The sequence below is a fragment of the Nocardia yunnanensis genome (assembly GCF_003626895.1).
GTDB classification, from domain to species: domain Bacteria; phylum Actinomycetota; class Actinomycetes; order Mycobacteriales; family Mycobacteriaceae; genus Nocardia; species Nocardia yunnanensis.
On record NZ_CP032568.1, the window covers coordinates 7,769,329 to 7,793,111 of the forward strand.

General features: G+C 65.4%; 20 protein-coding genes and 3 pseudogenes. 12 read left to right on the forward strand and 11 right to left on the reverse strand.

Annotation, left to right across the window (positions count from 1 at the left end):
* The first annotated feature begins 94 nt into the window (after positions 1-94).
* Positions 95-1,417: a lipase family protein gene (locus D7D52_RS36630; protein WP_120743528.1), complete on the forward strand. Its 1,323-nt coding sequence runs from the start codon at positions 95-97 to the stop codon at positions 1,415-1,417.
* A gap of 335 nt (positions 1,418-1,752) precedes the next feature.
* Here the strand turns inward: D7D52_RS36630 and D7D52_RS36635 are convergent, their stop codons facing one another.
* On the reverse strand, positions 1,753-2,328 hold the full coding sequence (locus tag D7D52_RS36635; protein ID WP_162958834.1) for an ADP-ribosyltransferase: 576 nt from the start codon (positions 2,326-2,328) through the stop codon (positions 1,753-1,755).
* A gap of 104 nt (positions 2,329-2,432) precedes the next feature.
* Here D7D52_RS36635 and D7D52_RS40085 point away from each other — a divergent pair, with 104 nt between their 5' ends.
* Both D7D52_RS40085 and D7D52_RS36640 read left to right on the forward strand, forming a co-directional pair.
* Positions 2,433-2,564 carry a hypothetical protein gene (locus D7D52_RS40085; RefSeq protein ID WP_281279155.1) on the forward strand — a complete coding sequence of 44 codons (132 nt, stop codon included), beginning with the start codon at positions 2,433-2,435 and terminating at the stop codon, positions 2,562-2,564.
* 368 nt (positions 2,565-2,932) lie between these two features.
* Positions 2,933-4,036, forward strand: a complete 1,104-nt coding sequence (locus tag D7D52_RS36640; RefSeq protein WP_281279243.1) for a replication-relaxation family protein — start codon at positions 2,933-2,935, stop codon at positions 4,034-4,036.
* Between the two features lie 228 nt (positions 4,037-4,264).
* Here D7D52_RS36640 and D7D52_RS36645 read toward each other — a convergent pair whose 3' ends face one another.
* The gene (locus D7D52_RS36645) at positions 4,265-4,453 is read right to left on the reverse strand and encodes a hypothetical protein (RefSeq protein ID WP_162958835.1); all 189 of its coding nucleotides are present in this window, start codon (positions 4,451-4,453) and stop codon (positions 4,265-4,267) included.
* A 319-nt stretch (positions 4,454-4,772) separates the two neighbouring features.
* On the opposite strand from D7D52_RS36645, the gene D7D52_RS36650 reads away from it, so the two are divergent.
* Positions 4,773-5,108, forward strand: coding sequence for a WXG100 family type VII secretion target (locus D7D52_RS36650; protein WP_162958836.1), 336 nt, complete (start codon positions 4,773-4,775; stop codon positions 5,106-5,108).
* Positions 5,109-5,363: 255 nt separating this feature from the next.
* Here the strand turns inward: D7D52_RS36650 and D7D52_RS36655 are convergent, their stop codons facing one another.
* Complete coding sequence (locus tag D7D52_RS36655; RefSeq protein ID WP_162958837.1) at positions 5,364-6,038, reverse strand: hypothetical protein; 675 nt, start codon at positions 6,036-6,038, stop codon at positions 5,364-5,366.
* Complete coding sequence (locus D7D52_RS36660; RefSeq protein WP_120743534.1) at positions 6,035-6,364, reverse strand: hypothetical protein; 330 nt, start codon at positions 6,362-6,364, stop codon at positions 6,035-6,037. Before D7D52_RS36660 ends, D7D52_RS36655 begins: the two co-directional genes overlap by 4 nt.
* Before the next feature lie 146 nt (positions 6,365-6,510).
* Here D7D52_RS36660 and D7D52_RS36665 point away from each other — a divergent pair, with 146 nt between their 5' ends.
* Positions 6,511-6,942 (forward strand): hypothetical protein, encoded by a 432-nt coding sequence (locus D7D52_RS36665; protein ID WP_120743535.1) that lies wholly within the window; start codon positions 6,511-6,513, stop codon positions 6,940-6,942.
* Positions 6,943-7,222: 280 nt separating this feature from the next.
* Here the strand turns inward: D7D52_RS36665 and D7D52_RS38420 are convergent, their stop codons facing one another.
* Positions 7,223-8,917, reverse strand: coding sequence for a helix-turn-helix domain-containing protein (locus D7D52_RS38420; RefSeq protein ID WP_162958838.1), 1,695 nt, complete (start codon positions 8,915-8,917; stop codon positions 7,223-7,225).
* Between D7D52_RS38420 and D7D52_RS36680 the strand changes: the two genes are divergently transcribed.
* The 4 genes and pseudogenes from D7D52_RS36680 (at position 8,901) to D7D52_RS40525 (ending at position 14,315) form a co-directional block, all read left to right on the forward strand.
* Positions 8,901-9,710, forward strand: a complete 810-nt coding sequence (locus D7D52_RS36680) for an FAD binding domain-containing protein (protein ID WP_120743536.1) — start codon at positions 8,901-8,903, stop codon at positions 9,708-9,710. The genes D7D52_RS38420 and D7D52_RS36680 overlap by 17 nt on opposite strands.
* Positions 9,701-12,577, forward strand: coding sequence for a molybdopterin-dependent oxidoreductase (locus tag D7D52_RS36685; RefSeq protein ID WP_120743537.1), 2,877 nt, complete (start codon positions 9,701-9,703; stop codon positions 12,575-12,577). The genes D7D52_RS36680 and D7D52_RS36685 overlap by 10 nt, the downstream gene beginning before the upstream one ends.
* A 30-nt stretch (positions 12,578-12,607) precedes the next feature.
* Positions 12,608-13,711, forward strand: a complete 1,104-nt coding sequence (locus D7D52_RS36690) for an XdhC family protein (protein ID WP_120743538.1) — start codon at positions 12,608-12,610, stop codon at positions 13,709-13,711.
* Between the two features lie 3 nt (positions 13,712-13,714).
* Positions 13,715-14,315, forward strand: a pseudogene (locus D7D52_RS40525) (NTP transferase domain-containing protein).
* Between the two features lie 1,176 nt (positions 14,316-15,491).
* Here the strand turns inward: D7D52_RS40525 and D7D52_RS36700 are convergent.
* Positions 15,492-16,109, reverse strand: a complete 618-nt coding sequence (locus tag D7D52_RS36700) for a hypothetical protein (protein ID WP_162958839.1) — start codon at positions 16,107-16,109, stop codon at positions 15,492-15,494.
* 323 nt (positions 16,110-16,432) lie between these two features.
* On the opposite strand from D7D52_RS36700, the pseudogene D7D52_RS36705 reads away from it, so the two are divergent.
* Positions 16,433-16,909: pseudogene (locus D7D52_RS36705) on the forward strand (FAD-dependent oxidoreductase); the annotation flags it as partial.
* A gap of 252 nt (positions 16,910-17,161) precedes the next feature.
* Here the strand turns inward: D7D52_RS36705 and D7D52_RS36710 are convergent.
* The 4 genes from D7D52_RS36710 to D7D52_RS36730 form a co-directional block, all read right to left on the reverse strand.
* Complete coding sequence (locus tag D7D52_RS36710) at positions 17,162-17,524, reverse strand: TetR family transcriptional regulator C-terminal domain-containing protein (RefSeq protein WP_162958840.1); 363 nt, start codon at positions 17,522-17,524, stop codon at positions 17,162-17,164.
* A gap of 114 nt (positions 17,525-17,638) precedes the next feature.
* Complete coding sequence (locus D7D52_RS36715) at positions 17,639-17,995, reverse strand: VOC family protein (RefSeq protein ID WP_120743541.1); 357 nt, start codon at positions 17,993-17,995, stop codon at positions 17,639-17,641.
* Positions 17,996-18,236: 241 nt separating this feature from the next.
* Positions 18,237-19,085, reverse strand: a complete 849-nt coding sequence (locus D7D52_RS36720) for a tyrosine-type recombinase/integrase (RefSeq protein ID WP_222932749.1) — start codon at positions 19,083-19,085, stop codon at positions 18,237-18,239.
* A gap of 539 nt (positions 19,086-19,624) precedes the next feature.
* On the reverse strand, positions 19,625-20,164 hold the full coding sequence (locus tag D7D52_RS36730; protein WP_222932750.1) for a hypothetical protein: 540 nt from the start codon (positions 20,162-20,164) through the stop codon (positions 19,625-19,627).
* Positions 20,165-20,637: 473 nt separating this feature from the next.
* Between D7D52_RS36730 and D7D52_RS38895 the strand changes: the two genes are divergently transcribed.
* Together D7D52_RS38895 and D7D52_RS36740 are read left to right on the forward strand one after the other, a co-directional pair.
* On the forward strand, positions 20,638-20,961 hold the full coding sequence (locus tag D7D52_RS38895; protein ID WP_222932751.1) for a DapH/DapD/GlmU-related protein: 324 nt from the start codon (positions 20,638-20,640) through the stop codon (positions 20,959-20,961).
* 281 nt (positions 20,962-21,242) lie between these two features.
* Positions 21,243-23,063 carry an amidohydrolase gene (locus D7D52_RS36740; RefSeq protein WP_162958841.1) on the forward strand — a complete coding sequence of 607 codons (1,821 nt, stop codon included), beginning with the start codon at positions 21,243-21,245 and terminating at the stop codon, positions 23,061-23,063.
* A 75-nt stretch (positions 23,064-23,138) separates the two neighbouring features.
* Here the strand turns inward: D7D52_RS36740 and D7D52_RS36745 are convergent.
* Positions 23,139-23,327, reverse strand: a pseudogene (locus D7D52_RS36745) (IS5/IS1182 family transposase); the annotation flags it as partial.
* Between the last annotated feature and the right edge of the window lie 456 nt (positions 23,328-23,783).

Here is a 23,783-nt window from a genome sequence, read left to right on the forward strand (position 1 = left end):
TGCGGGAGTGGTTTCGACTGCCGGTCGGACTTTGCGCCGGATTGCAGTTGGCGTCCTTCGCAGGTGTGTAGTCTCCCCGGCGGAGGGAGTGAAAATGAAGAGCAATGACGCAACTTCTTGTCGCGCAAGGGGTTCAGCGGTCGGTCGCCGGCAACTTCGTTCGATTCTGATTGGGGCGACGGCCGCGCTGTGCCTTGCCGGCACGCCGGCAGCGGTTGGCAAGGCGGATCCGGTCCCGATTCCGCAGAACGACCCGTTCTACACTCCGCCGTCGGGGTGGGAATCGACGGCGCCGGGCACGATCCTGAAATCGCGGCCGGTCGAGGTGGCCTCGATGCGGCCGACGCCGGCGGACGCCGATGCGTGGCAGTTGCTGTATCGAACGACCGATAATGCGGGCCGGCCCATTACGACCGTGACGACGGTGCTGCGCCCACGAACCGGGCAGGTCGCGGGGTTGATCACCTATCAGCCCGCCGAGGATGCCTCGGCCCCGCAGTGCGCTCCCTCGTACGCACTCCGGCAGGGAGCAGTCGCGCTGGACCACAAGTACGACGCCTCCTTGGATTTCTTGCAGATCGACCAGATGCTGTCGTCCGGACACGCGATTTCCGTACCCGACTGGGAGGGGTCCAACGCGGCGACGATCGTCCCGAAGCAGCCCGGTTACACCGCACTCGACGGCGTGCGCGCAGCGGAGGCATTCACCCCACTCGGCCTGTCCGGCACCGCCACTCCGGTTGCGGCAGCGGGCTATTCCGGCGGGTCGTTGGCCAGCGCTTGGATCGCGCAACTGCAACCGACCTACGCGCCCGAAGTGCGACTGGTCGGTGTCGCCCGAGGCGGTGGAGCGGGCGGGCCTTCGGAGCCTCTCGCCCCTTACCTGCTGTCCCTCGACGGCGGCCCGTTCTCCGGTTTCCTGGTATCACTCCTGCCCGGCATGATGCGCGCCGATTCCCGCGTGGCAACAGCTTTCGACACCTACCTGACGCCCGCCGGCAAAGCACTGATGACCGCGGGCGAAACCGAATGCTCGGTCCCCCTCGTCGAGAAGTATCCGTTCCTGCACATGGACGACTACCTGACCATCCCCTTCTCACAAGTGTTCGACCAGGCACAACCATTCTTCGACGAAACCGACTACGGCATAACGGCACCGACCATACCGACATTCCTCTATCACGCCGTGAACGACGAAATCGTCCACATCACATTCGTCGACCAAGCAGTGGCGAATTGGTGCACATCGAACCCACCGATCACCTACACCCGAGACCAACTCAGCGAACACCCCAGCCTCGCAGTAGCCGCAACCACTTCGGCCCTCCACTGGATAGACGACCGCCTGGCCGGCCACCCCGCGCCGAACAACTGCACGATCCGCACAGTCCCGTCCATGGCACTCGACGGCGCCTAACGCGCAACAATCCTGACCCAAGCCCAGCCGGAGCCGCAGTACTCAGAAATCCGACAGAGCCGCCGGTCGATGACCTGCGGCTCTGTAATGAAGTGGACCTGACGAACGAGCATACGAACCGGGCGGTGCTGGTCGCCGGGACGGACATCGGGTTCCGGGCGATGGGTGCCCGGCGGCGATAAGGCTCGCCGCCTACTTAGCGGCTTTGGCGGCCGACGGACGTGGCGGGAGCTTGCAACCGAGAACCTTCTCGGCTTCGCGACGGCGCTCGGCGATCTGCTCCGGCGTGAGCTTCACCCTGGTAACGCGGCTGGATCCCTGCGTCAACGCACTCATCACTCGCCTCCTCGCACGATTGCTTTGATGCGCCACATGTTACGCGTGCCGTCCCACTCCACACCAACGACGAACAGGATCCGCGCGTCGATCACCAGGACTTCCTTTTCCGCTGGCATCTCGGCGAGGTCGCCCAACCGGAGGGCCGGTACGCCCGCCTGCACTACCAGATCCAAGATCGCCGGGTCGGCGCGTGTGCACGAATGCGGCGGCTTAGCCGAACCTGAAGTCGACAGAAAGCCGTGGTAAATGATGTCTTCGTCGATCAGCGCATACGCCGAGTCTGCATCGACGATGCCATACTCCGAAGCCTCGACTTCTCTGGTGACGCGCACCGAGCGTTCAAGCGGATACTTCGCCAGCCCCGATCTGATCAGGCGAATGCGTCCCTCGATCGCCGGTGTCATCTCGACCTCGCCCCACAGCGCCTTGTTGATGGCGGCGTGCGAGTTGTAGGTATACGAACGAATGACATCCGCTTCGCTGTCGGTGAGCCGGTCGGGCCGCTGCCCCGCTAAGGCCGTCTCCGCCAGCGGAATCGCGTCGAAGCCGTACTCGTCCCCCTCATTCACCACATGCCGGATCCTGGCGTATACCTCCACTGGACACGCGGAGATCGCAGACAACCATCCGCCACGACACGCAACCGCCATAAGACCAGCGAAAGCCCTTCCAGCGCATGTTCTTCGCCTTCCGTGAATCCCTCTACGGAAGCGGCACCAGCCAAATCCGCTACGCCCTCATGGTCGAACGCCTGACCTGTTCCTCCTACTTCTCGGCGATTGTCGGCATCGTTGCGTCGCAACGCTGAGCTTGTGTCAGAGGTTCGCGACGGTATCACCTTGGGGCTGGTACCGCTTCTGCGGTGCCAGCCCCAATGGAGTCGGTTCGTGCAATGGCACGATTGGTGGACCTGACGGACCAGCATACGAACCGTGTGGCGCTGGTCGACGGGCCGGACGTCATGATCCGGGCCGTGGGTTCCCGGCAACCGGTCGGCGGTGATGCCCGATGAACGGCCACGACGACGCGGCGGCGGATAGGACGGCGTTTGGTGGCGCGGATGGGTCGGCGGGTGCTCGGCGTTCTATAGCCGCCACCCCAACCGCCGAACACGGCTACCGCATCCGCGCCGCTCAGCACCATGATCAGGGCTGTGAGCCGAAATCCCGACTCAATATCGATACTCATACATCCTCACACCCCCGGCCACGCGGCGGGTGCGCCGTCCACCGTGGCGGGCACCCGGACGCCGGTCCGTGGTTCCGTCTACTCGACCGTGACCGACGCCTACTTTCGATCCTCGCCGAACACAAGGTGCTCACCACCGACCAGATCGCCGCCCTGGAATTCACCTCGACCCGCCGCGCACAAGACCGGCTACGGAAACTGCGCGAGATGGGCATGCTGTTCGCCTTCCGCGAGTCGCTCTACGGCGGCGGCACCAGCCAAACCCGCCACGCCCTCGGGTATCTCGGAGCACGCCTGATCGCTGCCCAACGCGCCGATAAACCACCCGCCCCGGGCGCGCACGCCCTGATGCTGGAACGACTGGCGTGCTCGCCCACTCTCGCCCACCGCCTCGGGGTCAACGACTTCTTCTGCGCCCTGGCCGCCCACCGCAACCCCGCCCGCCACCGCGGCACCGCCCACCCGGATCCGGTGGCAGGGTTGACCCAATGGTGGTCGGAGCGGCAGTGCACCGACTGCTTCCGCCTGGACCTGTATTCCGGGGAAACCATCAGATTGCGGCCCGACGGGTACGGCTGTTGGGAACAGCATGACCGCACGGTGCGGTTCTTTCTCGAATACGACACCGGCACTGAATCATTGACCACCCTCACCGGCAAAATCGCTGTCTACCAACGCTTCCCCACCGACGAGTTCGGCATCCTGCTGTTCTCGCTTCACTCGTCCCGCCGCGAGACGGCGCTGCGGGCAGCGCTGCACCGGGCGATGCCCGGTCACCTCCCCAGCGTCACAATCGCCACCATGGCCCGCGATTACGCGCATCCCTGCGGTCCCGCAGGCCCGATCTGGGCGCTGTGGACGTTCCACGACGATACCGTGACCCAACGAGTCCGCCTGGGCGACTTGCCCGAACGCGGTCCCCGCATCGCACACCACACCGAAACCGGCCCGCCCTACAACGAAGCCGCCTTCGACGCCAACGACCGGCATGTTCGCGCCATTCTTGACTCGAACCGAGCGAGGGCCGGCGTGACACACTTGACCGCGAGTTCCGATCCGTCGGAGCAGACCATCGTCGAGACCGATTCCTGAACATAGGTGGCCGTAGAATCGACTCGCGTCCGGCTGCCCGATGGTGCGAGCGCCGTGCAGCGGGATCTAAGAAGCTGTCTACGAACCCTTCGCTAAAGCCATGACTGAACCACGATGTAGAGTGCGAAAGACCATGCCAGAGATGGAACTTCATCCACATGCCAGCGTTCTGATCGGGGGACCATGCGAAGCAATGGGAAGGCTGCAGCTAGTAGCTCGACGGCGATCTCAGGGGCAGATGTCGAAAACGTTCGAGCCGCGCTGGCGAAAGAAGTTGCTGTCGCGGCATCCCCCGATGGCTCGATCTCGGTCGCTGTCGGTGCAGATGGCAAGGTCCACCGATGGGTCGTAACCGATCGCGCACGTAGCGCCGATCCCGAGCGGGTTGTGGCCACCGTCATCGAGCTGATCGGTCAAGCCCGCGCCGCAGCCTACAACGCAGTCCGCGCAGGTCTTCGACACGGCGGCGCCAACGAACCCCTTTCCGGTTCAAGCGGTCTCGCGTCTCCGAACACAAGCGGTAGGTCGGCCTACGTCGATGCCGTGGAGTACGACGACTGGCAGAGAGAACAGGGTTTGAACTCACCCATCCGTAACTCCACGAACTGGTGACGATTCGCGAGGGCGTCGGCAGGCGATAGCGATAGGAATCATCGGGCCCTCGGTCGAGTTCGCCCGAAGCCTTGCCCGGAGGTAGGGTACGGCTCGTTGGATACATGTGCGTCAAGGGGGATATGTGGCATCGGAATCGGAGAACTCCACCGAAGTATTCCAGGTGGTCCCCGCAGAGGTCACCGATGCGGGCCAATTTATGCGAATGACCGCCGAAGAACTGATCAACGGCATGCGGTCATTGGACAACGAAGTAGCTGATCTGTTGAAAACATGGCAGGGCCGTTCGGCCACTGACTACAGCGATGGCTGGACGGAAGTTCACAAAGGTGCGAGCGAGGTGCTCCAGGCACTACAGGAAATGGCAGAGCTGCTGGGAGTGACTGGCACGGTCTTCGCCGACATGGATCAGGGCAACGCCAGTGGATTCGGGTCATTGCTTAATCTCCCGCCAGTCTGACTGAAGGAACTCACATGAGTGAGGTGATCTCAGCGACTTTCATTGGTGTCGGCCGTGTTCGAAATGGGTGAGTACGAGTGCGGCTTTGACGATGTCGCCGATTTTCTCGGGGCTGGTGGTGAAGTGGCGCAGGGCGCGCCAGCGTCTCCATCCGACCATTGTCCGTGATCGATGTGGTGGTGGAAGTTCTCAACAGAAATCGGTCCGTCTCTCGCCCCGCGTCAGGTCGAGTTGCTGTGAAGTGGCGGTCTCAACTCAGCCTGACACGCAGGGCTCGGGGATGGATACGGGCTTCCCGTTGTGGAGGTCGTCGAGTTGCTGGTCGGTGAGTTGCCCGGCGTCGATGAGGCGTTGGATGGCCGCGTCGGTCATATGCGCAGGGTCGTCAACGAGGCGTTTGCCGTCGGCCTTACCTTCGTCGCCACCTAGCGAGGCACTGGAGGTGAATGCGATCAGAAGTTGGGAGCGCGTGGCGTTCAATGCATCTCGCGCGGCATTGTCGGCGGTCACGGCAGCGTTGTAGGCGGCGGTGAGGTCCTTGTTCATCTGCGCGAGGTCGCGGGAGTTGCCATCTCCGATGATGCCTAAATCCGCCGTGACTGACCAATGATTGGCTTCGCACTGCGACAAGTATCCTCGGGCCTTCTGCAAGGCTTCAGTGATTGCGGTTTCGCCGTCACGAGCTTGACCAGCGAGCCCGGTCAGCTTGTCGGCCAGGGCTTGTACGGTTTTCTGATCACCGCTGGCGCGATCCTGGGCAGCTGTGGCGGCTTGGCCGTCCCAGTATTGACCGTTGACCTTGGTGACCGAGTCGACGTAAGCGCCGAACACCGTCTCGAGTTGAAGACCGATCGAATCCCACTCGCTCGCGTACTTTCCCAGGATCGATGGGTCGGCACTGCGTAGCCATCCCAGGGGCGTCGTAGTCACTGCCCCGTTCCTACGCCCCAGTCGCCCGTGCCTGTGTTGTAGACATTCACGAAGGAGTCGTAGTTGGTGTCGTCCATGTTCTTGAACTCTTTGGCGCACCCGGTCATGACGGTCGCGGTCTCGTTCAAGCGTTGCTTGGCTGTCTCGATCAGCGCGCCGTACACCACATCAGTGGTGATCGAGCCAGCGGCCTTGGCCGATTCGAGCAGGGTGTCCGCCTTCGGATCCGGTGCGTCCTTGACCTTGATCCCGGCGGCATCCTGGGCGTACCCGTGCAGTGTCGTCGCGAGCTTCTCGAGGATCTCCAAATCGGCCTTGAGACTCATACATCCCCCAAACGCGAAATCTCCGAACAGAACCCAGGTTTCGAATGTCCGTTCTGGTCTGTGCTTGCGCAAACTATATAGCAGCAGTCAGACTTCAACCCTCCACGGCGCGATCTTGAAGCGCCCGGATCGGCAGGGGACCGCACATGCAGGAGATCAGCGATCTGCACTTCGCCAGGGCAGCTCGGCTGTCGGTCGAGGAGGCCGAGCTCTTCCAGATCGCATTGCGGACCCGGACCGCCACCGCGGCGTCCGCTGATCACTCGGTGTCGGTCGACGTCAGTGCCGACGGCACCGTCTACCGATGGCACCTGAGCGAAGCTGGTCACCGCGCTCGACCGGACCAACTTGTCGCCACGGTCATCGAATTGATCGGGAAGGCCCGCGACGAAGCGCGTGACGCTGTTCACGCGGACTTCGGTCTTGACCCGATCCCATCCGCCACGATGCCAGTGGAGGGTGTGCTCGCACGTCCCCCCGTCACGGCCAACGGACCGGAGGCTGACACGAAAGATGAAGCTTGGGACGATGACGAGGACTACTACCACCGTGGCAAGTCCCGCATCGCCGCCGATTAGCCAAATCGAACTATTTTGTGTCCCTCCGGGATTCGAAATCGGTGCCCTCGAAGACCTCCGAAGCCTGCTCGCGGAGTGTGTTCGGCGGAACTGGGGGGTATCGAAGCCGATTTCACCCGGGGGCAGCGGCAGGCGCTAGTCGGTCAGAGGCGTGGAGATCTCTCACCGTGCCGTCGATGTCGAAACCGAGCGAGGTGCGAGCGCTCGATACCGTCATGTCAGCAGCGTACGCATCACGGATATCGCGAAAAGGGCTGGTCGGTCGATGCTTCAGGCGATGTCAATGTCCTTCTGCGGCATGCCGATACAGCATCAGGGCCGCGTGTAGATCGAGTTGGCCTCGCGGGTCTGCCACGCGGCGGCCGGTGAGCGCTTCGATCCGTTCGATGCGGTAGTGGACGGTGTTCACGTGCAGATGCATCGCGGCGGCGGTGCGGGTCCAGGACGCGTCGTTGTCCAGGAAGGTCCGCAGTGTTTCGAGCAGGCGTGCGCCCTTCGCGGTGTCGTAGTCGACGATCGGGCCGATGGTTGCGGCCTGGAACGCTTGCGATACGGCGACGGGCAGCCCTTCCAACAATGTGTCGAGGCTCGTCATCTCCGAGGCCGTGCGGACCCGCGCGCCCGTGCCGGGCGACTGCTCGGCTGCTCCGGCCGCGTAGTGCGCGCGGGACAGTGCCGCCGCGAGCGTGCTTGGGTCGGCGGCAGGGCCGATGCCTACCGCGATCGAGGGGCCTTCACGCAGATCCCGCATGGTCACCAGGCGCTCGGGAATCGTTTCGGTGAGCTGCCGGGCGGGGGCGGTGGTGATGCCGATCGCTTCCCCCGTTCCTGTCGCGCAGGCCAGGAACTGGCTCGTGGAACCCGCCAGTAGTTCATGGACGGCGTCGACCGTCCATTCGGCGGGCACGCCAGGTATACGCACGACCACGGGCGTCAGGTCGCCGTCGACCGTCAAGCCGAAGTCGCGCATGATCGCCGAGATCGCCTGTGCGTCTTGCGCTGCCAATGCGGCGAACAGTACGGGCGCGGCAGCAGCCTGCTCATCCAGCCGGTTCCGGTGGGCGGTGGCCGCGCGGGCCAGTAGGGCCGCGAGGGCGTCGAGTACCGGCTGCTGCCCTCTGCCGACCGCTCGGTCTGTGCGCAGCCACCAGCCGTCGAACGGTGATCGTGGGGCCGGTCCGACGCCCACGCTGGTGGTGCGCGAGCCGAGGTCGGAGCCGGGGGCGCTGGCGGCGATGAGGCGGCCGGTCGCCGATACCAGCGCCAGCGGCGGAAGGCCGAGACGCTCCACCGCGGTGGCGAGGAGGTGATCGAGTGGCGCGTCGGTGGTGATGGCTTCGGATAGTTCATCCATGACCGTGGACGGCAGTGCGGGGCCATCCGATTCGCGCAGGTCGGACCAGAGTCGCAGATAGATGCGATCGACGACGGCCCGAAACGTCGTGGTGCGGGGTGCCGAGAACAGCGGGAGTTGGTGGCGCCGACACGCTTCGACCAACTCGTCCGGTATTCGCCCGTGCGCTCCTTCGCCCGCGATCAACGCGACCGTCCCGGCGGCCCGCGCCGCCGCCACGAACGCGCCGGCCGACTCCGCTTGCTGCGGCTGCCACCAGGCCAATCCGGTGAGCACGATCTCCCCGGCGGACAGGTAGGTCGCCGGGTTTCCGACATCGACGGTGGTCACGCCGGTCACGGTGCGCCGCAGAGCCGATCTCGGCGCCCACAGTGGGACCACGCCGAGGTCGGCGAGCTCCAAGACCTGTTCGACCAGCACGCGCTCAACCAATACCAGACGGCCGCAGGCCATCCGGAGACAGTACCGGCCGGTTTGGTTGATCATCCAAGGTCGGCTCGCGCAGTTCGGATGCGGCGGTGGTGTCGGGCGGTGCGGTTCCGGCGCTGTACTGGGCACGTCTAACGCCGCAGCGGGCGGCCTGTCACGGAGGGCGACATAGCGAATGGACTTGAACACCATCGAGCGCTGGCGACCGGCACGCACGCGCGAGGATCTGGTCCTGGCGCCGGGTGAGGCGTTCCTCGGCGGTGGCACCTGGCTGTACTCCGAGCCGCAGGTGCACACCACCGGTCTGGTCGACCTGGGCGCGATGGGCTGGCCGTCGATCGAGGAGACGCCCGAGGGGCTGCGCATCGCGGGCACCTGCACGGTCGCCGAACTGTCCCGGATCCGCCGCCGCGAGGGCTGGGCCGCGCATCCGATCTTCTTTCAGGCCGCCACCGCGCTGCTGGCCTCGTTCAAGATCTGGAACATGATGACGGTCGGGGGCAATATCGCCCGCTCGTACGCCGCCGCGTCGATGGTGTCGCTGGCGGCCGCGCTCGATGCCACCGCGCTGGTGTGGACCGCGAACGGCGGCCAGTACACGATGCCGGTCGCCGAGCTTCCCACCGGGAACGGGACCAGCCTGCTGCGACGCGGAGATGTATTGCGGTGCATCGATATTCCCGTCCACGCGCTGCGCGCCAACACCGGCTTCCGCAAGATCGCCCTCGCCGAGATCGGCCGCAGCGCCGCGGTGCTCACCGGCCGGGTGGACGAATCCGGCACCGCGGTGTTCACCATCACCGCGGCCACCGCGCGGCCGGTGGTGCTGCGCTATCGCGCCCTGCCCTCGGCCGCCGAACTGCGTACGGACGGCCGCGACGCGGACGGCTATTACACCGATCCGCTGGGCAGCGCCGACTGGCGGCGCGCCGTCAGCGGAGTGCTGCTCGAGGAGATCCGACAGGAGTTGCTGCCATGGAGCTGAACATCAACGGTGAGCCCTGTGCCGCCACCCCGCGCGCCGGTCAGTGCCTGCGCACGTTCCTGCGCGATCAAGGGCACTTCGAGGTCAAGAAGGGTTGTGACGCAGGCGATTGCGGCGCGTGCGCGGTGCTGGTCGACGGGAAGCCGGTGCATTCGTGCATCTATCCAGCGCAGCGGATCGAGGGGCGGTCGGTCACCACGGTGTCGGGTCTGGGCACTGTCGAGGATCTGCATCCGATGCAACGGTCCTTCGTGGACAACTTCGGCTTCCAATGTGGTTTCTGCACCGCCGGGATGATCGTCACCGCGTCGACCCTGACCGGGGACCAGCTCGGTGATATGCACCGCCTGATGAAAGGCAGTCTGTGCCGCTGCACGGGTTACCGGTCGATCCGGCAGGCTATCCGACAGGGCGTCGCCAAGGCTGCGGAATGCGGGGGTGGTGACGAAACACATTGCGGTGCAGGTGGTTCGGGATCCGTTATGTCGGACAACCGGCGATCCGTGGTCGGATCGTCGCCGCATCCACCGGCGTCCGAGCGGGTCGTCACCGGAACCGAACCGTACACCTTCGACGTGGATATCCCTGGCGCACTGCATATTCGAGTGCTCGGCTCCGAGCATGCGCATGCGCGCATCCTCGCCCTCGACACCCGTGCGGCCGAACGGGTCCCCGGCGTCGCGTTGATCCTCGACCACCGCAATGTGCCGAAGACCCGCTACTCCACCGGACAGCACGAACGCCGTACAGACGATCCGCACGACACCAGGATCTTCGACGATGTGGTGCGCTTCCGGGGACAACGCGTCGCGGCGGTGGCGGCAAGCTCGGCGGCCGCCGCCGAGCAGGCGTGCCGCCTGATCAAGGTCACCTACGAGGTGCTGCCCTCGGTGCACGATCCCGAGCTCGCCCGGACACCGGGCGCGCCGCTGGTGCATCCGGAACTGCTGGACGCCGATCAGCCCGCGGAGGAGCTGCCGCTGGATCCCGCGCGAAATGTGGTGGCCGCCATCCACGACGGCATGGGCGGTGACATCGATCGGGCGCTGGCCGACTCCGAGGTCACGGTGTCGGGTGAATGGCGTACCCAGCGGGTCTCGCACATGCAGCTCGAAACCCACGGCAGCATCGGCTGGTTGGACGAGGACGGGCGATTGGTGATCCGCACCAGCTCCCAGGTTCCCTTCCTCACCCGGCGCTGCCTGTGCCGGTTGCTCGAATTGTCAGAGGACCGGGTGCGGGTGTTCACCAAGCGGGTGGGCGGCGGGTTCGGCGGCAAACAGGAGATGCTGACCGAGGATCTGGTGGCGCTCGTGGTGCTGCGCACCCGCAAACCGGCGATCTACGAGATGAGCCGGGCCGACGAGTTCGCGCGCACCTCGGTGCGCCACCCGTTCCGGGTGCGGGTCACGCTCGGGGCCGACCGCGGCGGCCGGCTCACCGCGATTCGGCTCGACGTGCTCGCCGACACCGGCGCCTACGGCAATCACGGTCCCGGCGTGCTGTTCCACGCGTGCGCCGAATCGCTGAGCGTGTATCGGGCACCGGTGAAACGCGTTGACGCCGAGATGGTTTACACCAACAACCTGCCCTCCGGCGCGTTCCGCGGCTACGGTCTGGGCCAAGTGATTCTCGGCATCGAGTCGGCGATGGACGAACTCGCCCTCGCGCTGGACATGAATCCGTTCGAGCTGCGGCGGATCAATATCGTCGGCGACGGCGACCCGCTGATCGAAGCGCACCCAGCAGACGCGGGTCTGATCTACGGCAGCTACGGCCTCGACCAATGCCTGGATCTGGTGCAGCGTGGCCTGGAGTCGGGCAACGGGGCGCCCGCCCCGGAAGGCCCGCACTGGCGGGTGGGCGAGGGGATGGCGATCGCGATGATCGCGACCATGGCCCCGTTCGGACACGTCTCCAAGACCAGGCTGTCGGTGACCCCGGACGGAATCTACACCGCCGCCGTGGGGACCTGCGAGTTCGGCAACGGCACCACCAATGTCCACACGCAGATCGTCGCCACCGATATGTCGACCGAACCGGGGCGGGTGGTGCTCACCAACGCCGACACCGACGGCGCGACCTACGACACCGGAGCCTTCGCCTCGGCGGGAATCACGGTGGCCGGCAAGGCTTTGCACGCCGCCGCCATCGCGCTGCGTGAACTGCTGTTGGGTGTCGCGGCCGAGCTCACCGGGACCGACCCGGTCGACTGTGCCCTGTTCGCCGACGGTATCCGCACGCCCGCAAGGGTTCTCGACTTCGGCGAGGTCATCGAGGCCTGCCCCGAGGCGAACCGTGATGGCGACGCCGCGTTCGCGCGCGGCGAGGAGCTGGGCGAGTTCCGATCGCTGGCGTGGAACGTGCACGGCTTTCGGGTTGCGGTCGATATGCGCACCGGCACGGTGCGAATCCTGCACTCGGTGCACGCCGCCGATGCGGGCACCGTGCTGAATCCTGAACAATGCCGTGGCCAGGTGGAAGGCGGTATCGCCCAGGCGCTCGGCACCGCGATGTACGAAGAGGTCATGGTCGACGAGCGGGGTGTCCTGCTCACTCCGGTGTTGCGCGCCTATCGGATTCCGCAGATGAACGACGTGCCCGAGACCGAGATCCACTTCGCGAAAACCTTCGACGAACTCGGGCCGTTCGGGGCGAAGTCGATGAGCGAAAGCCCCTACAACCCGGTGCCGGCCGCCCTGGGAAACGCGATTCGCCGGGCGATCGGCATCCGCCCTTGCGAGACGCCGTTCTCGCGTGACCGGATCTGGCGGTTGGTCAACGAACCCGAAACCGTCCCGGACTGGGCTCGTTCTGTGCGCGTGGTCACGAACGACGCATCGCGGTCGACCGTCGCCGTCCGATGAGGAAAACAGCGAAGGAACAAGGAGGTAGCGATGCGCGACATCGCCGAACAGATGCTGGAGTGGATGGACGCGGGCGAGCCGTTCGCCGTCGCCTCGGTGATCGGCGTGCGCGGTAGCGCACCACGCGGTCCCGGGGCCGCGCTCGCGGTGCGCGCCGACGGCACCACGCTGGGCAGCGTCTCCGGTGGCTGCCTCGAAGGCACCCTGCACGACAGTGCGCTGGAGGTGCTGCGCACCGGCGAGCCGATCCAGCACACCTACGACCACGATCCGGACGACCCCTTCGCTGTCGGCCTGACCTGCGGCGGCGTCATCGAGGTCCACGTGCAGCGATGCGATCCGCACCGCGACGCCGTGTTGGCGACCGCGCTGCGTGCCGCCGGGGCCGGCACGTCCGTCGCGGTGGCACGGGTGCTGAGTACCGGAGCGATGATCGCGGTATGCCCCACCCACTTCGAGGGCAGTGCCGGTGACTTCGAGGGCAGTACCGGGGACACCGTCCTCGATTACCGCATCGCGCACGCCGCGCGTGCGATGCTCGCGCAGGGTAAGACCGGCCTGCGTGAGATCCGGGACCCGAGCGGTGATCGCGACCATCGGATCTTCATCGAATGCTGGTCAGCGCCACCGCGAATGCTGGTGTTCGGCGCCATCGACTACGCCTCCGCGCTGGCCCGCATCGGCAAGTTCCTCGGCTACCACGTGACCGTCTGCGATGCCCGCGCCGTCTTCGCCACACCGGACCGCTTCCCCGATGCCGACGACGTCGTCGTGCAATGGCCGCACCGATATCTCGCGGAGCACGAGATCGACGAGCGCACGGTGATCTGCGTGCTCACCCACGACGCCAAATTCGACGTCCCCGCCCTCGAACTCGCCCTCCGCGGCAGGGCCGGATACGTCGGCGCACTCGGTTCGCGCCGGACCCACGACGACCGGATGCGGCGACTGCGCGCCGCTGGACTCGATGAGCACGAGCTTTCCCGCCTGCACTCACCGATCGGTCTCGATCTTGGTGCGAGTACTCCGGAGGAGACAGCGGTGTCCATCGCCGCGGAGATCATCGCGGCCCGCACCCGCGCGACGACGCTACCGCTGGCCGACTCCGAGGGACCGATCCGCGCGCTGGTCTGATCGATGCCCGCCGAACCCTGTGCCGGAATCGTTTTGGCCGCGGGCGCGGGAACCCGCTACGGCATGCCGAAGGTGCTGGCCGAGAACGGGTCCTGGTTGCGGGCTGCGGTCGACGCGCTCCGCGGCAGGGAATGTGACCGGGGGTCGTCGCTCGGAGAGACCGGGCCCTCATCGAGTCTCGCCCACATCCTGGATTGTCTCGCGATCCTCGGGCATACCCATTCCAGAAGGCGCGCAACCCATTTGGGCCCCGGACTGGGCGATCGGAGTGAGCGCCTCCCTGCGTGCCGGTCTCGTCGGCGTGGTGGGCCTCCCGCAACTCGGTGATCCAGGCACGAAATCGGCTGCCTCGCTTGCTGGCACCACCCGATTCGCGGCGGTCATGCCGGTGGATACTCCCGACGTCGGGCCCGCTGCGGTGAAGCGGGTCGTCGCTGCGGCGCAGGACAGTTCGGCAGGTTTGGCGCGAGCGGTGTTCGAGAAACGGGGCGAGACTGTGGCGCTAGGTATTCCGTTACTTGCCTTTCGCAAATCGGGTGGGGCGGACCGATTTCACCGAATTCGAGACGGATCGATGGCGCGATCGGGTGGATCTGCGCGGTGATCGACTACGCCACGAAATACTCCCTTGGCCGAGGTGCTTGGCTGGTCGGGGGACGTTCCTAGCGCGGAGCCGCTGCGGCGCGCACCTAACCACCGTCATCCTCCTCTCGCCCTAGGCCATTCTTGGAGGTTGTGATCTGCCAGCAGGCTATCCTGCTCTATAGGTGCCTTGAGCTGGGGTGCTAGCTATCAGCAACCCCTGGATGATGCGAACCCGCGACCGGCGACCTGGGGTTTCTCTGTTTCGGCGGGTGGGTACTTGGCGTGGGTACCCGGCCTGACCTGGGTAAAGGTCAAGCCTGGTGAGCGCCCCCGGCGGGGCACGACATGGATGGGAACAGGACCGACCAGCATCTTCTTGCTGGTCGACTGGTCATCGAAGCCGATTTCGCCCTGAGTAACCGCAAAGCACCCGGAGGCCCGCAGCGTTGAGACTACCGGGTCACGATGGGGCGTTCGATCAGTTCGGATGCACTACTTCTGTCGCGACGCCTGCCATCTGGTGATCTCCCACAACACCTCGGCTTGGCGTCGCGCCAGCACCTCACCGTCGAGACCTTCAGCGACCACGATCTCGAACTCCGCCTCCAGCGGCTGCCGTCGACGGCCTCCTCCGCGAGCGGGGGACGAAGAATCCCGGGGAACGTTGCTATCGGCCATACCTCCGTTATGCGCGCAGGTCGGTCTTCTGTGAAGGTGACAGCCTTGTACACGTACGAGTCCTGCTGATGTCCCACTCGGCACCACATCGCATCCCCGGCCAACGTCGGCAGCCCACCGACGTTGGCCCCCGAGTCAACCGTTTCGACGAGCGATCAGCGGCATTTCCGGATACTCGTGCGCGGCTGTCGATCTCGATGGGTGTCTCCGGTCGTGGTGATCGTCCGGCTTGGGGACCGCGGAGCCGGCGAGGCGCGTGGCAGGCGGAGCATGGGTCGGGCATGCGGTATCGGCGGACACGATTCGGCAGACTCTGGTTGCCTCGGAAGGCGCCGCACCCGTTGCACCGTGTTGCGGACCACTATTGGGCGGTCCTGCTGGGACACGAGGTGCTGAACGATTCGGACCGATCCCCGGTGCCGGTGCCCGTCGGATCAGGTGTGGAATGGATGGACTGCTGATGGTTATCGGTGGACGGAGCTGTGTCGGCTGCTGAACCGAGTGTGGGAGCGAGTGGTTAGTCGTGGCGGCGCCGCTCGTGGTCTTCCCAATCGCCTAGACGGCGGTCACCGAGCCTCACCTCCGGCGCGACCGCCGCGATGTAGTCGAACACCTCGGACCAGGGTGGCTGGCGGTCGCCGTCGGGGTAGGGGATTGGATACGGATTCGCCAGGGCTGCTTGCATCCGGCCTTTGGCGTGGACGTAGCGGATCGGTACGTCTTTGCGTTCTACCAAAAGGACCTGCCGGTATTTCCGCCGCATCTCGTGGTCGGAGTACTGCTGGGTTTCGATCATCGCCAGGGTTCCCATCGACACCGACGCGATGTTCGACCACGGCTGCAGGCCGTGGGCGTATTCGATGCCGTCGGGCCGCACCCACATTGTGGTCAGCCGCATTCCGATCAATGCGACGCGTAGGAGCATGATGACGACCAGCCCAGCGGCCAGGAAAAAGAAGGCGTACGCGACGAGATGGTCGTCGTCGGCATGCCAGAACAGACCGAACGCGGCGCCGATCGCGCCGAACACGGCGGCGATGATCCCGAAGAAACGCAGTACCGCGTACGTTTCCGGACCGAATGCCATTCGCACACGGATCTTTTCGGGAAGCTGACGATCACCCGGCGCACTCATCGATAACAACCCTATCGGTCCGTGTACTCTGCGTTCTCCGTTGGACGCCGACCATCGTTCCTCGCCATGGCCTCTACACCAGTGCGTCTCAGAACCCTCCCACATGGCACGGATCACGTCCACTTCCACAAGCAGTCGATCGACAAGTCGGATCGTGAACAACGCCCGGACCCGACATTTCGCGGGTAGGTCAATCAACAAGGGCGACAGGCGATCACGAGTCGGCTCGCCTGACGTTCCCGCTGATCCGGAGGCGCCGCCGGACGTAGTAGATCCACTTCGGCCAAACCGTGCGTCGCACCCTACGGCCTGGTTCCTTCGAATACCTGGTCGTCGGATTCTTCACCGCCGAGGTCGGCCCGCAACGCTGGGACAAGTACTTCGGCGTCTCGACCCCACAGCTGTCCTTCCAGGCGATGTTCAACCACGCCGCGGCCATGCGCACCGGCGACGACCGCAAACCCGGTGGCGCACTTGCGTGTTTCGCGGGTGGCGCGCACGCCGACGCCCTGTTCGCCCTGTCCGACGAGGAAGTCGTCTCCCGCTTCACAAAGGACCTGCTCACAGTCTTCCCCGAACTCGAAGGCAAGCTAGGCGAGGGCATCGTGCGCCGCCACCATCGGGTAGTGCCCTTCTGGGCAGCCGGTCGAAAGACCTCCCTCCCGGCCCTGCGCGCCCCACTCGGCAACATCTACCTCGCCGGCGACTACCAGCTCGAATTACCTTCCCTCGCCGACGCCGCCGAATCCGGCGAACAGGCAGGCAAAGCCGTTCTCGCGAGCCTGCCCCAAACCTCCTGAACCGAAGCGGCCCCACATATCAAAGCGCAAAGTCAGCCGCGATCACCAACCGACCAGCAAGAAGGTGCTGGTCGGTCCTATTCCCATCCGCATAGATCCCCACCCGGGGGCGCCATCAGGAACCAGCATTCCTGCCGCACGGGCGTGGTTTTTGAATCGGCGGAAATCTGGTGGCAACGCAAAACCCCAGGTCGCATATCGCAGGTTCGAACCATTGGAGTTGCCGTCAGCAAGCACTCCAGCTCAGAGCGGCTATAGCGAAGTATGGCCAGCGAAGCATTGCGTCCGTGACGACCACCGCTCATCAATCATCCAGCCGCACAGCGTGACCGCTTCGAACCGCGCAACGATATCGGCGCGGACCGCGCCGCGCTCGATGAGCTGGTGCAGGACGTGTTCGACCTGGGTGACGCGGGGTTCGACGGCGCGGGTCACGACGTGGGCGAGGAGTGCGGGCACGCGTTCGGCTTCGCTGATGAACCCGCCCTGCACGAAATCGGCCGCGCCGCAACAAAAACGGCAGGTAACCTGACTTTGCTCAAGATCGCTGATCTTGGGTAGGGTGCTGGCTGTTGAGCTGCGGTTTCGTCGTGTGAACGGCGAAAATCTGCGCACTAAGCCGGCCGGTCCTAGGGGTCTGCCCATCGCTTCCCGGTTACGGCTTCAACGACAAGCCGGGCGTTGTTCGTCGACGAGGTCCGGTCATTCTTCCAGCTGGTCCGCTGATGGTCACCCGTACTCGGTAAGCGGCTGGCTAAAGATCAACAAGTGCCCATCGGGTGTCCGTACGTTGAAGTCGCGCATCCCGTAGGGCCGGTCAGCCAGTGGCTCGACGATGTCGGCGCCGCGGGCGCGCAGCTCGTCGTGGCAGGAATCGACGTCGTCGACGACAACCACCACCCTGGCCGGGCCGACGCTGCTTTCGGCGTATAGGTGGAACTCGGCGGTGTCGCGGATCACGGCCGCGTAGCTAGGTGGGGTCTCCCAGGTGAATATGGTGTCGAATCCGAGCACGTCCGTGAAGTACGACCGCGCTGCCTGCACATCTCGGCACGGCAGCACGGGAACCGCCACCCGCATGACCATTCCGTCACCTTAGCTGACTTTGGCTCAAGATCGTCGATCTTGGGTAGGGTGCTGGCTGTTAGCGGTTCCTCTCGGTGGTAAGGGGAAACTCTGCACGTTCACGGCAGGGCCTGCAGAGGCGGGCCGTGCGGTGAACGGAATTCCGTACCGATCGTGAGATGTGTTGCGCCACAAGAATCACATTCCAAATGCGCGCCTCAGCGAGAATGCTCGCTCATCGGCAATGCAGGATGTTGAGATGTCATGTGGCCGAGGCCATGAACGCCGCGAGGATGTAGTTGGGGTGGCGGTCGAGGTTGGTGCGGGCGCGGTCGTAGCGCATGGTGGTGCGGGGGTCGGCGTGGCGGGCGGCGATCTGTACGTCGCGCAGGTCGACTCCGGCGTCGAGCATGGTGGTGACGAAGGTGTGACGCAGCATGTGGGGATGCATACGCGGTAGCCGGACGACCGAGACGTCCGCCAGTCGCCGCAAGCGCCGGGTGGCGCAGTGGCGGTCCATCCGCCTTCCTGCGGGCGGCAACGGAATCAACGCGATCTTCGAGCCCCTGCCGAGGACATGCAGGACGCGATGGCCGTGTTCCTCACCGAGATCGGTGACATCACAACGGCATGCCTCACTGATACGCAGACCGAGGAGTCCGAGCATGGCGACCAGCGCGAAATCCGGCGGGTTGTCCGAGTCTCGGGAGGCGACCAGCAGGGCCTCGAACTGGAGGTGTGAAAGTCCCAGTGTCGGAGACTCGTTCGACACGCGCGGCCGGCGCACGTATTCGGCGGGCGAGTGGTCGAGCAAGCCGTCGATCACGCAAGGGCGGTAGAACCCCGCCACGACCGCCAGACGGCGGGCGATGGTGGCGGGTTTGAAGTGGCGCGTCTCCCGCATCCACATCGAGTAGTGCTCGACCTCGGTCCGCGTCACCGCCAGGGGATTCAGTTCCCGCTCGGTGCACCACGAAAAGTAAAGGCGCAGATCCGATCTCGTATGGACTCGCGAAACGATGGAGAACCGTGCCAGGTACGCGAGCGACGCCAGCCGCAGCACGAGATCATCACCAGCGAACGAGACATCCAGGTCGGAGGAAGTACCCATCCCTCACGATGGCCCTGTACGGACAACTCACCGAAGCCAGACACGAACCGCAGAGCGCATGGCTCACCGCCACGGCAGAACATCCTGCATTGCCGACGAGAGGATGACGCCGCGAGCTGATCAGTCGCGGTATATCGCCACGTAAGCGTTGGTGGCTGTTCCGATACTGGTGGGACCCAAGCACGTGGCCGTGCCCTGACCGGTCGGAGCGAAGGAGCCGCTCCACGAACCCCGGTAAGGACCGATGGCCATGAACGGAAAAGCGTCCGGTATACCGTGCAGGCCGACGCATTCCACGATCAAGGCGTACTCCCGGCCAGCTGGTGCGTCTGCGTCGTGGCATGTCGCTGTCGCGCCGAACAGGTCCCGAGTGACGACACAGTCCTGCGGGGAGGCTTGGGCTGTCCCGGAACCGATTACCGCCGCAAAGCCCAGAACCGACACGGCCGCGACCGCGACTCGTGAGGCGACGACTGTCGTTCTTCTCATTCGAACTCCTCCCGTGAGTTATCCGATCATCGGATGCAGACCCAGGGGCGTTACGACCGGAGCACCGGCCGCACCGGGGGCCGTTCCTCGTGATCGTGGGTGCTCGGCTTCACCCAGGCGTGCCCCCCACGGCCGTCACCGCGATTTCCACCGGAGCCAGACATCGGTGCCCTCGACGCGGTAACGATCCCCGCTGTCGACCTCCACTCGCCCAAGAGTTTTTGTCCTCCTCGAGGCGGCCCCTGGCGGTGCGGCTCGCGCAGGTCGGTCGGTTTGTCGTACCGAGCGTCGATACCGCGGTAGCCCGGATGGCTATCCGTCCCCGCTGTTCCAGCCCGATAGCGCTGATCCCAGTCGACGAAGGCCGCCCATTGCTCGAACTCCCACGCGACCGCCTCCTCGCTGGCTGGCCACACCCGGAACTCCGCGGCTCCGGCATCGTCGGCATCGCAGTCTCCGCGATCGAAATAGTGTGGCCGCCCGCCGATCTGGGCAACGCCGGAGCGCGGCCCGTTATACCATTCCAACTCGATCACTACGTGCTCGAACCCGACAGCGATCAACTGCGCTTCGTCCCATTCGACGACCACGCGCGGATGCTACTGCCGAAAGACCGCCCAGCCAACCACGTTTCAACACGGTGACCGGTGCGGCCCGTCGAGCCCGGCCAGCTGTCAGGCCGCCACTGCGAACATCCTCTATCGCCGCTGCGCGGGCGTTCCGTCCTGCGAGATCGACTGTGTCGCAGAACATCCGGACACACCGATGACCGAGTATCCAGTCGTCGGTCAGATGCGCGAGTATGGCGGGATGGCGAGCGACAATCTCATGCTCATCCACGATGCCGCGCTCCTTGCCCGGGGCGAACGGGTTCTCGGGGCCGAGTTCACAGCGACGCACGAGCGGGTTATGCAGGTCACGGAGTTGACCTCCCGTCTCAACATCCTGCCCTTCGACGAGGAGACCGGAAAGGCAGCCCTGCTCGAACAGATCCTGGGCCGCCCTCTCCCAGCAGGAGTACGGATTCCCGCCCTTCTACACCGACCATGGACTGCACCTCGACTTGGCCGAGCGCGTGTTCATCAATCAGGGGTGTACTTTCCTGGACTACGTCGGTATCCGGTTGAGCAGGGGTGTGATGGTCGGCCCGAAGGCCACCTTCATCACCATCGGCCACCCGGTAGACCCGCAGGAGCGGCGCCGATTCCTCACCGGTGCACCGATCAATGTGGCGGAGAACGTCTGGATCGGTGCCGGGGCGATGATCCTGCCCGGGGTCAGCATCGGACGTGACGCCGTGGTCGCCGCAGGTGCAGTCGTGGCCGAGGACGTGCCAGCCAGGAGCTTGGTGGCCGGCCCCAAGGCCGCGGTGCGCCGAGAGTGGTAGCGCGAGGCAGCAGCGGCTCCATCGTCCTGCTGAACGCACTACTCTGCCGCATCCCGCGCTGACCGAAGCGGCCAGCGCGGCGCGGCGGAAGATCAACCGGCCGTGCCGAACTGACCCGTCCCGGACATCCGCCATTGCCGAATGCCGAATGTTCGGCGGGCGAGGCCGTCCTGCATTCATGGGGAGTTCTGCGATGGCAGGATGGGGTGTGCGGTGAGATGTCAGGTCTCGCAGAAGCGAGCACCGGGTCTTGGAACGGCGGCTGCGGCGGGGCGCCGGGCGTGGCGATCGTGCAGGGGGGAATCGTGACCGAGTCGATCTTGTTTTTCAGCGGTTCTGTTGTGACGTTTGACGACTCAGCTCCAGCTGCCACCGCCGTACTCGTTCGTGACGGTCTGATCGCTGCGGTGGGTGGCGACGTCGAACTTCGCGAATATGCCGCTGGTATGGGCGCGACCGAAGTGGATCTGCGTGGTGCGGCGCTGCTTCCGGGGTTTGTCGACGCCCATCACCACTTCCTGTTCGGCGCATTGGGCCGCCGCAGCCCTGACCTACACCAACTCCCCGCAGGCTCGGGGATCCGAGACGGCCTCGGCCTGGTCGAACACCACGTCCTCAACACACCCGGAACCGGGTGGGTTCGACTATTCGGCTACTCACCCCTGGATCTGCGTGAACACCGCCACCCGGCCCGCCGAGAGCTCGATGAGATCTGCCCCGATCGGCCGCTGCTGGTCATTGCGCTAGGCATGCATTCTGGAGCACTCAACAGCGCCGGGTTCGACGCGATGGGGTGGCTCCCGCCACGATCGATACCGGCTGGCGGTCGGATCCCTCTCGGACGCAACGGATTACCGCGCGGTACGGTGACTGATGCGGCGCTGTACCTTGCCGAGGCCACATCCCGAGGATCGCAGGTAACAAGCGGTGGCGATGCCTGGCTCATCGAGGCCCGGTCACACGCGCAGGATCTCGCGGCGGCCGGAATCACGCGAGTAGGCGATGCGGCGGTCTCACCGGAATTCGACGTCCTCTACCAGCGCGCGGTCGCTGGCGGCACATTGCCGATCACGGTGCATCGCATGCCCATCGCGACACAGTCGCTGATGACACCGCGCACGACAGGCCCGGCCACCGGCTGCGGTCCAGCCCGCAGCCCGGTCGGCGCGGCGAAATTGTTCCTCGACGGCGGCGAGGACTGTGCGGTGTGCCTGTCGATCCGTGAATCGGTCCACATGCTGGGCCGGCTCGTCACCCTGTCGAGAGGCGGGCACGGCCTTGCCGCGATCCGCGCAGCAATGTCTGGCAGAATCGCTCGACCTCGCGGCGACCTCAAGCTGCGGCACGGCACGCTGTTCTGGGAGCGGCACGCCCTGGAGTCGGCAATAACCACCGCGGCCGAATTCGGACTGCAAACCGCCCAGCACGCCCTGGGCAATGCCGCGATCGACCAAGCAACCCGGGCGCTCGACGCCGTTCACCATCGTATCGACGCGCTCCCGGGGAGACCTCGGATCGAACACGCACTGTTCTGCGGACCCACACTCGCCGCCCGCGTCGCTGGTGTCGGCGCGGTCGCGGTGGTGTCACCGATCTGGTTCGAGGAACTGGGCGCATCGTTCCGTGCCGCAGCCTCACTCATGCCCGACTTGCCGCCGATGCCGCTGCGCACGCTGATCGATGCGGGGGTCATCCTCGCCGGTTCCTCCGACTACCCGTCCGCCGACTATCGTGTGCTCCCCGCTGTCCAGGCCGCCGTGACACGCACCGTCGCCGGCGGAGAGCAATACGCCCCGCAGGAAGCGATCACCACAGAGCAGGCCCTACGCGCCTACACGATGGGATCGGCGACCGCACTCGCCGTTGCAGACACAGTCGGCAGCATAACCGTGGGAAAGCAAGCCGACCTGGTCATCCTCGACACCAATCCGCTCGGGGTCGATCCATCCGACATCGCCTCCATCCAGGTTCTGGTCAGTGAGCATGCGCGTGTAGACGACGTCGGACAGGTGCCGTTTCAGCGCGCGCAGGGCTTCTTTCGAGGTCTTTCCGGCTGCTCGTCGGGTGTCGTAGTAGGCGCGGCCTGCGGTGAGGTGGCGTAGTTGAACGACGGCCATGATGTGCAGGACCCGGTTGATTCGGCGGTTGCCAGCGCGGGTGAATCCCCCCGGGTTTCATGCGCACCCGGCACCGAGGTCGGCGTAGGTCTCGGCTTTGTGCAGGTGGGCCAGCACGAGCAGGGCTTGACGGCCCGGATCGAGCTTGCGCCAGGCCGAGCCGATCGCGCGGCGGTACCGACGGATCAGCCCGGCGACGAAGTGGAGAGTCTGACGTGACAACGGCAGCGCGGAACGGTAGAACAGCAACGGAAGCCCCTGGGGTACAGCGAGTTTTAGTCGACAGCCGTACTACCAGGTGCTTCCTCATGCCCGGCGCAGACACGCCGTACCCAGTCCCGTTGTCTACCAACAACATCCAGTCAGGATGAAAACGGCTCACTGAGGTGATCTCATCAACTTCGGTGTGTGCTTGAGGGATTCGGGCATTCGGGAGTTTCGGGACTTGCCCGGTCATGGGCGTGGAGTCCCAGGTAGACCGGTTTTCTCCCACAGAATTCCGATGCCTGAAGGACTCCACGTGATCGCCTATCGTGCCATGCTCGACGTGTCCCGGGAGCTGGTCTGCCATGTTTCGCGGTTGCTGGCCGCCCAACGGCGAGCCCGGGGCACCCGCCGCGGTGCCCGGGCGCTGACACCGTTTCGGCAGGCGATGTTCGTGCTGGCCTGGTTCCGTAAACGCGAGGACATCGCGGTGCTGGGCGC

Bases quoted from the DNA above. Each gene is read 5' to 3' on its own strand.
- D7D52_RS36630 (WP_120743528.1), top strand. From the start codon at position 95: ATGAAGAGCAATGACGCAACTTCTTGTCGCGCAAGGGGTTCAGCGGTC.
- D7D52_RS40085 (WP_281279155.1), top strand. From the start codon at position 2,433: ATGTTCTTCGCCTTCCGTGAATCCCTCTACGGAAGCGGCACCAGCCAA.
- D7D52_RS36660 (WP_120743534.1), bottom strand. From the start codon at position 6,364: ATGAGTCTCAAGGCCGATTTGGAGATCCTCGAGAAGCTCGCGACGACA.
- D7D52_RS36665 (WP_120743535.1), top strand. From the start codon at position 6,511: ATGCAGGAGATCAGCGATCTGCACTTCGCCAGGGCAGCTCGGCTGTCG.
- D7D52_RS36680 (WP_120743536.1), top strand. From the start codon at position 8,901: ATGGACTTGAACACCATCGAGCGCTGGCGACCGGCACGCACGCGCGAG.
- D7D52_RS38420 (WP_162958838.1), bottom strand. From the start codon at position 8,917: ATGGTGTTCAAGTCCATTCGCTATGTCGCCCTCCGTGACAGGCCGCCC.
- D7D52_RS36685 (WP_120743537.1), top strand. From the start codon at position 9,701: ATGGAGCTGAACATCAACGGTGAGCCCTGTGCCGCCACCCCGCGCGCC.
- D7D52_RS36690 (WP_120743538.1), top strand. From the start codon at position 12,608: ATGCGCGACATCGCCGAACAGATGCTGGAGTGGATGGACGCGGGCGAG.
- D7D52_RS36700 (WP_162958839.1), bottom strand. From the start codon at position 16,109: ATGAGTGCGCCGGGTGATCGTCAGCTTCCCGAAAAGATCCGTGTGCGA.
- D7D52_RS36715 (WP_120743541.1), bottom strand. From the start codon at position 17,995: ATGGTCATGCGGGTGGCGGTTCCCGTGCTGCCGTGCCGAGATGTGCAG.
- D7D52_RS36720 (WP_222932749.1), bottom strand. From the start codon at position 19,085: ATGGGTACTTCCTCCGACCTGGATGTCTCGTTCGCTGGTGATGATCTC.